The organism is Methanoculleus sp. (genome assembly GCF_030019085.1).
Classification (GTDB): Archaea; Halobacteriota; Methanomicrobia; order Methanomicrobiales; family Methanoculleaceae; genus Methanoculleus.
This window is the reverse complement of the sequence record NZ_JASEFJ010000036.1, coordinates 1-7190: the sequence shown is the minus strand read 5'-3', so window position 1 is coordinate 7190 and position 7190 is coordinate 1. Positions and strand designations below refer to the sequence as shown.

The window sequence follows — 7190 nt, the reverse complement described above, 5'->3', positions numbered from 1 at the left end:
ACATCTCAAAGATCTAAACATTGCTTAATTCGCTCTTTTATACTGATTGCAGTAATAGTTCTTGGGATCATCATAAGTTTATCTCCTAGCATTATTTATCAAGATATACATGGAAAGAACCCAGAGGCTGCAATCCGCTCCCCACTGGAGACAGAATATTTTGGGCTGAAGATTGTCCAACTATTAATGCCTATTCCGGGCCACAGAATCCCATTTTTGGCAGAGATTACTAATAAATATATTTCCTTTGCACCCTTAGTTAATGAAAATCAATCTTCCTCATTAGGTCTGATTGGAAGTTTGGGTTTCCTTCTGTTGATTATATGGGTTTTGTTTAGGAACACAAACATAGTAGCAGTAATCCCCGCCGAAATACGGACATATTTGGACGGCCTTGGTCTTTTTAACATATCTGCAGTATTACTAGCGACTATTGGTGGTTTTGGAGGCGTATTTGCACTTTTAGTAACGCCACAGTTCCGCTGTTATAATCGCATATCTATATTCATAGCATTTTTCTCTATATTTGCCATGGTACTAATTTTGGAATCACTCTCCAAAAAGTTTGCAAATACACAGAAGAGAAAAATCATATTCTATGCCCTAATCTGCCTAATATTACCCCTAGGGATATTGGATCAGACATCACCATCATTTATACCTTCATATGACAAAATAAAAGCAGATTATTATGATGACGAGCAATTTATAAGAGAAATCGAGACAGTTATGCCCAAAGATGCGATGATCTTTCAATTACCATACGTTCCTTTCCCCGAACACCCCCCCGTGTACAGAATGACAGATTATGAACATATCAAAGGGTATTTGCACTCCCACCATCTCCGCTGGAGTTACGGGGCAATGAAAGGAAGAGATGCGGATCAATGGCAAGAAGCGGTCGTTAATAAACCTGTTGATGAGATGATATTTCTACTATCTACCGCCGGATTTAATGGTATTTATATAGACAGCTACGGTTATGAGGATGGCGGATCACATTTGATCTCAACTGTCTCAAATATACTTGGAACAAGCCCGATCATAAGCAATAACTCACGACTATACTTCTTTGATATGACAGAGTATAATCAGCAGATGAAAACAAGTAAAATGACCCAACAAGACATCCACCTTGCAATGAATGGCTGGCATAGTCTTGAGAATTGGGCTGAAATACCAACCCAGTGGATGACGGATAAAGCAACACTTCTAATATACTCTAGTACGGATCACAATGTCACCATTAACTTTCAAGTGGTCTCTTTCCACCGCCCGAGAACCCTAAAGATCTACGCAAATGACCAGTTCGTTCAGCAAACAGCAGTCCCCACAAATTTCGTCAGCATCTCAACCCCGATCCATCTCCAAAAAGGCGAAAACACCATCCGGCTCCACGTGCCCGAAGGAGCCGAGCGCCCCTGTGATATTCCCGGGTTGAATAACCCAGATACACGCTGGTTGAGTGTGGCGGTGCAGAACGTCACGATCACGGAGGCCAGTTAGGCTTCTAAAAACAGAATTTCGGCAGGTCGGGCAGTATAGTACAAGGATTGTCTAATCAAACACTGTTCATGAAAGAACACGGTCACAATTTAGCCAATACTTATTTCCTGCCCGCAATAAATTGCTCAATATTTTGTAGATATTTATTTTCGATAGTCTCCCAACTATAATTCTCCTTCACGAATTTTTTCCCGCTCCTTCCCATCACAGCACTTAATTCTTTATTTTCCAGGAGATGATCAAGGCACTCCTTAAATTCATCATAATTTTCGTACCACAGCCCTGCATTACTTCTACAGCACTGCCCCTTCAGCACCGCACATCCCCCGTTCACCAGAACCGGCCGGGTACACTGCCATGCCTCGAGCAGTACCATGGAGAGGCTTTCGAACCTGGAGGGCATGATAAGCAGCTCCGAAGCCGCGATCCCATCAAACTTCTCCTGTTCGGAGACAAAACCCAGGGAAACGATGTCCGGATGAGCAGGGATCTTCATCACGGGTTTGCCCATCAAAACAAGTTTCACCGGAGAATCAGTTTCGGCTTTGTATCGAATGAAATAGTCAAATAATTCATTACACCCCTTCGACTCATCAATCCGCCCCGCATACAGGATGAATTTATTAATCCCATATTTCTGCTTAAACGCGGATGCATCGGCATTTTGCGGAGCATCAACGCCCACACCGATTATGTCACCAGGAATAGCAGCGACGTGAAATTTCGAATGGACAAAACTCTTCTCTTCTTCGGTATTGAAGAAGAACATCTGAGGAAGGCGAAAGAGGGATTCAAATATGGACAGATAAATCGGGGGTTCGTCATGCGCAGTCGGGACTAATATAGCCTTATCTGCGACAAGAGGGAGGCCGAAAAACGTAGTGCAGTAAAGGTAGGTGAAAAATATGAAAACGTCATAGTTATCCCTGTTTTCCGAGAGAAACTCGAATAAGGGAGTGGAGTATGGGCCCTGTTGCCTCATCCATTCTATTTCATCCTCGTAAGAATGGGGACGGCATAAAACTGCCTCTGAATGCCTATTGAAGTGCGCGGTGTTGCGCTCGTAGTCAACCGGGAATCGTCGGACAGTGACGCCATTTAGTGTCTCAACGCCAGATGTGTACTCGTTCTTCCATGTCACATAATCAATAGAGCAGGTCGTGACCACATCAACATCGGCATACTTTACCAGGTGCTCTGCGACCTCACGGCAATGAAGTTCCGCACCTCCGTTAACTTCAAGACCATAACGCTGGACTACAAAGCACAGGCGCATTAAGATACCCTCACCGATCGGATCATGTTACCAGGAACACTCAGAGAACCGTTCTCGCTCGTATACTTGGGAAAATACATGCTAATGGTGAGACAACAAAAATTAATCATTTCGTTCAAACCCCTTAATTATACTATAAAATTGCTTCACTATAGTATCATATTTAAACGCCTGAAAACGCTCCTTCTGCCGGTGAACCAGTTTACCCCGGATATCAGGGTCTCCCACGATCAAATTGATAAGTTCTGCAATTTCAACGTATCTCTTGGATTTAACGAGGATACCCGCATCACCCAGAGTATAGGGAATTGCAGAAGAGTTATAAGCAATTATCGGCACATCGAAAAACATGCTCTCCACCAGCGGCACGTTAAATCCTTCATGCTCACTCATACAAAGGAAAACATCAGAGACCATGTAGTACGAAACGAGATCTTTGAAAGGCACCTTCTCCAGGAAATAGACATCGGAGAGGCCTAACCTCTGAACCAGAGACCGAAGCGATTGAAAGTAAAGTTCACACCCATCATATCCCCCGGGGAGAAGCAGACGTGCCTTTGGGTTGATACACTTGTAGTAGTAAAATGTCTTGATAATATCCTCATGTTTCTTGTTTGGCGATATTCGACCCACAAACAGGATATTCACCCGGCCATCGGAATATTTTTCAACGATGTCTGGGTTAAAGGATTGATACTTCGAAAAATCGATGAGTAATGGGAGCAAACCTGTTTCAGGGTAACCTGCACCCTCTAACTCAATCCTGTTGTACTCGGAATCAGCCAGGGCGAGATCAAACTCCCGGGAAAGTGATCCGAGTTCCTTGCGCCCTTCATCCAATAAAAACATAAGATTGTCATTTATCCCACGGAAAAAGTGTGGGGGCGTGATGTTGTGATAAATCATTATTTTCCTATCAGGAAGACCCTTAATGAAATTAGAAACTTCAGACCCAATTGAGAAATGATAAATCAAGAGGTTCTGAGGAGAGGACTCCAACTCGTACTCTTTATAGGGACGGGCCTGCACATCTGGGTGAATATGTTGAGCAAAGATATCTGACTCATAACCCCAGCTTCGTAACAGATCACGCATCAACAAAACTTCATTCCCGATCGCATCCCCGGGAGCAAGTGATGGTAAAATCTGGTGGACCTTCTTCATACCATTCCTCACTAAATGATTTGCTAACTCTTAGAGATATGAAATGTTAGTGAAACCCTTGTACCGCACATCTCCAAAACCTGATAGAACACACTCAAGACTATTTTTATCAATCACTTATCGCTCCATCGATTCCATTTATCAGAGTATTAATTATTTGACGAAATTTTATGCTTGTCTTACCCAATTCAAATTCCTTAAATCTCTCTCTCTGTACATGAATCAATCTCTCTTTTAATTTGACGTCAGAAGCTATTATATCCATCAACTCCGCGAGTTTACAATAATCTTTTTTATTAACAAGGATTCCGGCGTTACCCAACGTATAAGGGATTGCAGAAGAATTGTAGGCTATTATTGGTATGCCAAAATACATGCTTTCCACAATTGGTACATTGAATCCTTCATGTTCACTCATACAAAGAAAAACATCCGATAACATATAGTATGAAACAAGATCGTCAAACGGCACCTTCCCCAAGAAATGTACATCCGAGACGTTTAATCTTTGAACTAAAGACTGAAGTGCTTGAAAGTACGGCTCATTGTTATCATACCCCCCGGGAAGAAAAAGGCGGGATTTGGGATTTATACACTTATAATAATAAAACGCTTTGATAATGTCCTCATGTTTCTTATTTGGCACAATCCGACCTACAAAAATAATATTAACCCAATCATCTGAAAATTCATCTAGCAGATCCTGATTAAAGGTTGTATACTTTGAAAAATCGATGAGTAACGGCAGTACACAACTTTTATCGTAGCCCGCACGCTCTAACTCAATCCTGTTATACTCGGAATCAGCCAGGGCGAGATCAAACTCCTGGGAAAGTGATTTGAGTTCTTCACGCCCCTTTTTCAACGTAAGCATGATGTTATCATTTATTCCGCAGAAAAAATGCGATGGCGTGATGTTGTGATAAATCATTAGTTTTTTATCGGGAAGTGTCTTGATAAACTGGGATATTTCTGATCCTATTGCGAAATGATATATAAGAATATTTTGAGGAGATGATTCATTTTCATACTCTCTATAAGGACGAGCCCGCACACTCGGGTGAATGTCTATAGCAAATATATCTGATTCATACCCCCATTCCCGTAGCAGATCGCGCATCAGCATAACTTCATTTCCGATTGCATCATTCGGGTAAATGGAAGGTACAATTTGATGAATCTTCATGTTAATCTCTTCCAATCGGATTATTTAGTTATACCAATTTAAAGACACAATTCCATAATTTAGCTCTATACGTATCATCATACCTGAAACCATTGAACCCTTAGTCATTTCTTCCCGATTATCGCGTAGTCCTGCGCCCCGTACAGCGTCCCGTTCAGCAGATCGACATTTCGGTTATAGGCCTCAACGTGCAGCCGCTCCGCCTCGCCTATCCCTTCATCCACCGGCAACCTCCGCAGCCTCGCCTCATCTGGCACCGGTGATGAGAACTGGGCCTCGATCTCCCTGAATCCCACAGCCCCTAACAGGAATTTCAACGTCTCCGGGTGAACCGGCCGGACATGGGTCATGTCGATGTAGAAGTTCGCAAACGAGACAAACGAGAGCGGGTTCACCGTCTCCGCAACGATGTGGTAGCCGAACTTCATCTTCCGGTAACAGAGTTCGAGCAGCCGGACAAGGTAGGCGGGTTCAAGATGCTCGACGACCTGGTCGATGAAGACTCCGTCGAGGCTCTCGTCCTCGAGCTGCTCCAGGTAGGAGACCGCATCGTTCAACTCGACCGCAAGGCCCCGGGAGCGGCAGAACTCCACCATCGTCTCGTCGAGGTCGACGCCGCGGGCACCGATGCCCTCATCGCGCATCAACTCAAGGAACTCGCCCCGGCCGCAGCCGATATCGAGCACGTTGCTGCAGCCCTCGAAGTAGCGGACGAACGCCCGCTGCCGCTCCTTGATCTCCTCCCGGGAGCCCCGGAATTGGTCTTCGAAGACGAAGTAGTTCAGGCCGGTGCCGGCCGAGGGGGAGTCCGGAAGTTCGGCCTCCCCGGGTGCACCCCGGAGCACCCTCCCCTCAAGAACCTTCGCGAGCCACGCCCGGTTCTCGATATCGGTATCCATCGCGAGGAGTGCGGACTGCACCTGCTTTGCAACTTCAGCGCGGACCTGAGCCCCGACCTCTTCGGAGATCTCGGCCTTCAACTGCGCGGCCAGCTCCGTGACCTCGTCCCGGATCTGCTCCCGGAGGGACTCGACCCCGGAAACCTGCCGGGCCACCTCCTCGAGCACCCGGCCCGTGGCACGGTTGAACTCAGCCTGCTTCCAGATCACCGGATCCACATAGCGGCGCACCTCACCGTGAACGAGCTCCCGGCCTTTCACCAGGACTTTCCCGGCGACGGGGCGGTGGGAACTGATGAAGTAACTCCTGTTCTGGATGTCCCAGTTGCCGGAGAGATAGGCGAGATCCCGGGCGATGTCGGTGCTGCTTCCGGCCGGAGCCTGCGGGGCCGCGAGGGAGTCAGGATCCGGCGGGTAGACCCCCGCCTCCTTCCGCCGTCGGATGTTCTCCCGGATCTTTTCCATAATCTCTTCGACGTTGATCTCGTCGTCCTTGATCTCAAACGGAGTATCGCTCATAGATTACCTTCCTCACCGCCGCCATACACAGGGAAGATCGAAGATTCCGGCATCCCTCCCTGTCGGGATGACGTCAAACGAATATGCCTTGTCCTGCCAGTCGTAGCGCTCCCCGCTGCGGGTGTGGGCCGCAACCGTCAGCAGGAACCGCCCGGCGAGCATCGGGATCCGGTCTATCTGGAGATCTATATGTCCCTCTCCGATTATATACTCGATCGAGACGTCTTTTAAATCGGTGTTCGTCCCGTAGAGATGCTCCCCGCGCTCGGAATAGAGAGCGATGCCGAAGACAGGATCCGGGACCCGGTCCCGGGCCAAGTAGAAGATCCGGATCGTCATCGGATCGAAGGCGTTGAATCGGGCGCTCTCCGCGCCGAACTTGTTAAGGAACTTCACGCCCGTGATCTTCACTCTCCCGTTCCCCGAGGGTGCTTCCTCGGCGGGAGGGGCTTCTTCGACCGGGTCGGCGCTCTCCGCCGGCGCCTCCGCCACCCTCCCGTAGATATACCGATCGATCACCTCGTCTGTCTTCCCGAGGGCCACCTGTTCCCCGTGCCGGAGGAGAAGCGTCCGATCGCAGAACCGCCGGACCGAGCCCAAGTCGTGGGAGACGAAGACGATGGTGACACCCTCGTTTCGG

6 protein-coding genes are annotated in these 7190 nt (G+C 47.4%); 1 reads left to right on the top strand and 5 read right to left on the bottom strand.

Translation table 11 applies throughout. The annotated features are described in order from the left end of the window. A partial coding sequence (locus QMC91_RS09580) for a hypothetical protein (RefSeq protein ID WP_300238019.1) occupies positions 1-1506 on the top strand: 1506 nt, incomplete at its 5' end. Between the two features lie 100 nt (positions 1507-1606). Here the strand turns inward: QMC91_RS09580 and QMC91_RS09575 are convergent. From QMC91_RS09575 to QMC91_RS09555, 5 genes are all read right to left on the bottom strand, one after another. Beyond that, entirely contained in the window at positions 1607-2782 is a 1176-nt protein-coding gene (locus QMC91_RS09575) for a glycosyltransferase family 4 protein (RefSeq protein ID WP_300238018.1), read from the bottom strand. A gap of 102 nt (positions 2783-2884) precedes the next feature. Next, positions 2885-3946 carry a glycosyltransferase gene (locus QMC91_RS09570; protein ID WP_300238017.1) on the bottom strand — a complete coding sequence of 354 codons (1062 nt, stop codon included), beginning with the start codon at positions 3944-3946 and terminating at the stop codon, positions 2885-2887. 109 nt (positions 3947-4055) lie between these two features. Further along, on the bottom strand, positions 4056-5132 hold the full coding sequence (locus QMC91_RS09565) for a glycosyltransferase (protein WP_300238016.1): 1077 nt from the start codon (positions 5130-5132) through the stop codon (positions 4056-4058). Between the two features lie 104 nt (positions 5133-5236). Further along, positions 5237-6550 carry a methionine biosynthesis protein MetW gene (locus tag QMC91_RS09560; protein WP_300238015.1) on the bottom strand — a complete coding sequence of 438 codons (1314 nt, stop codon included), beginning with the start codon at positions 6548-6550 and terminating at the stop codon, positions 5237-5239. A gap of 12 nt (positions 6551-6562) precedes the next feature. Further along, a partial coding sequence (locus QMC91_RS09555) for a Wzt carbohydrate-binding domain-containing protein (RefSeq protein ID WP_300238014.1) occupies positions 6563-7190 on the bottom strand: 628 nt, incomplete at its 5' end.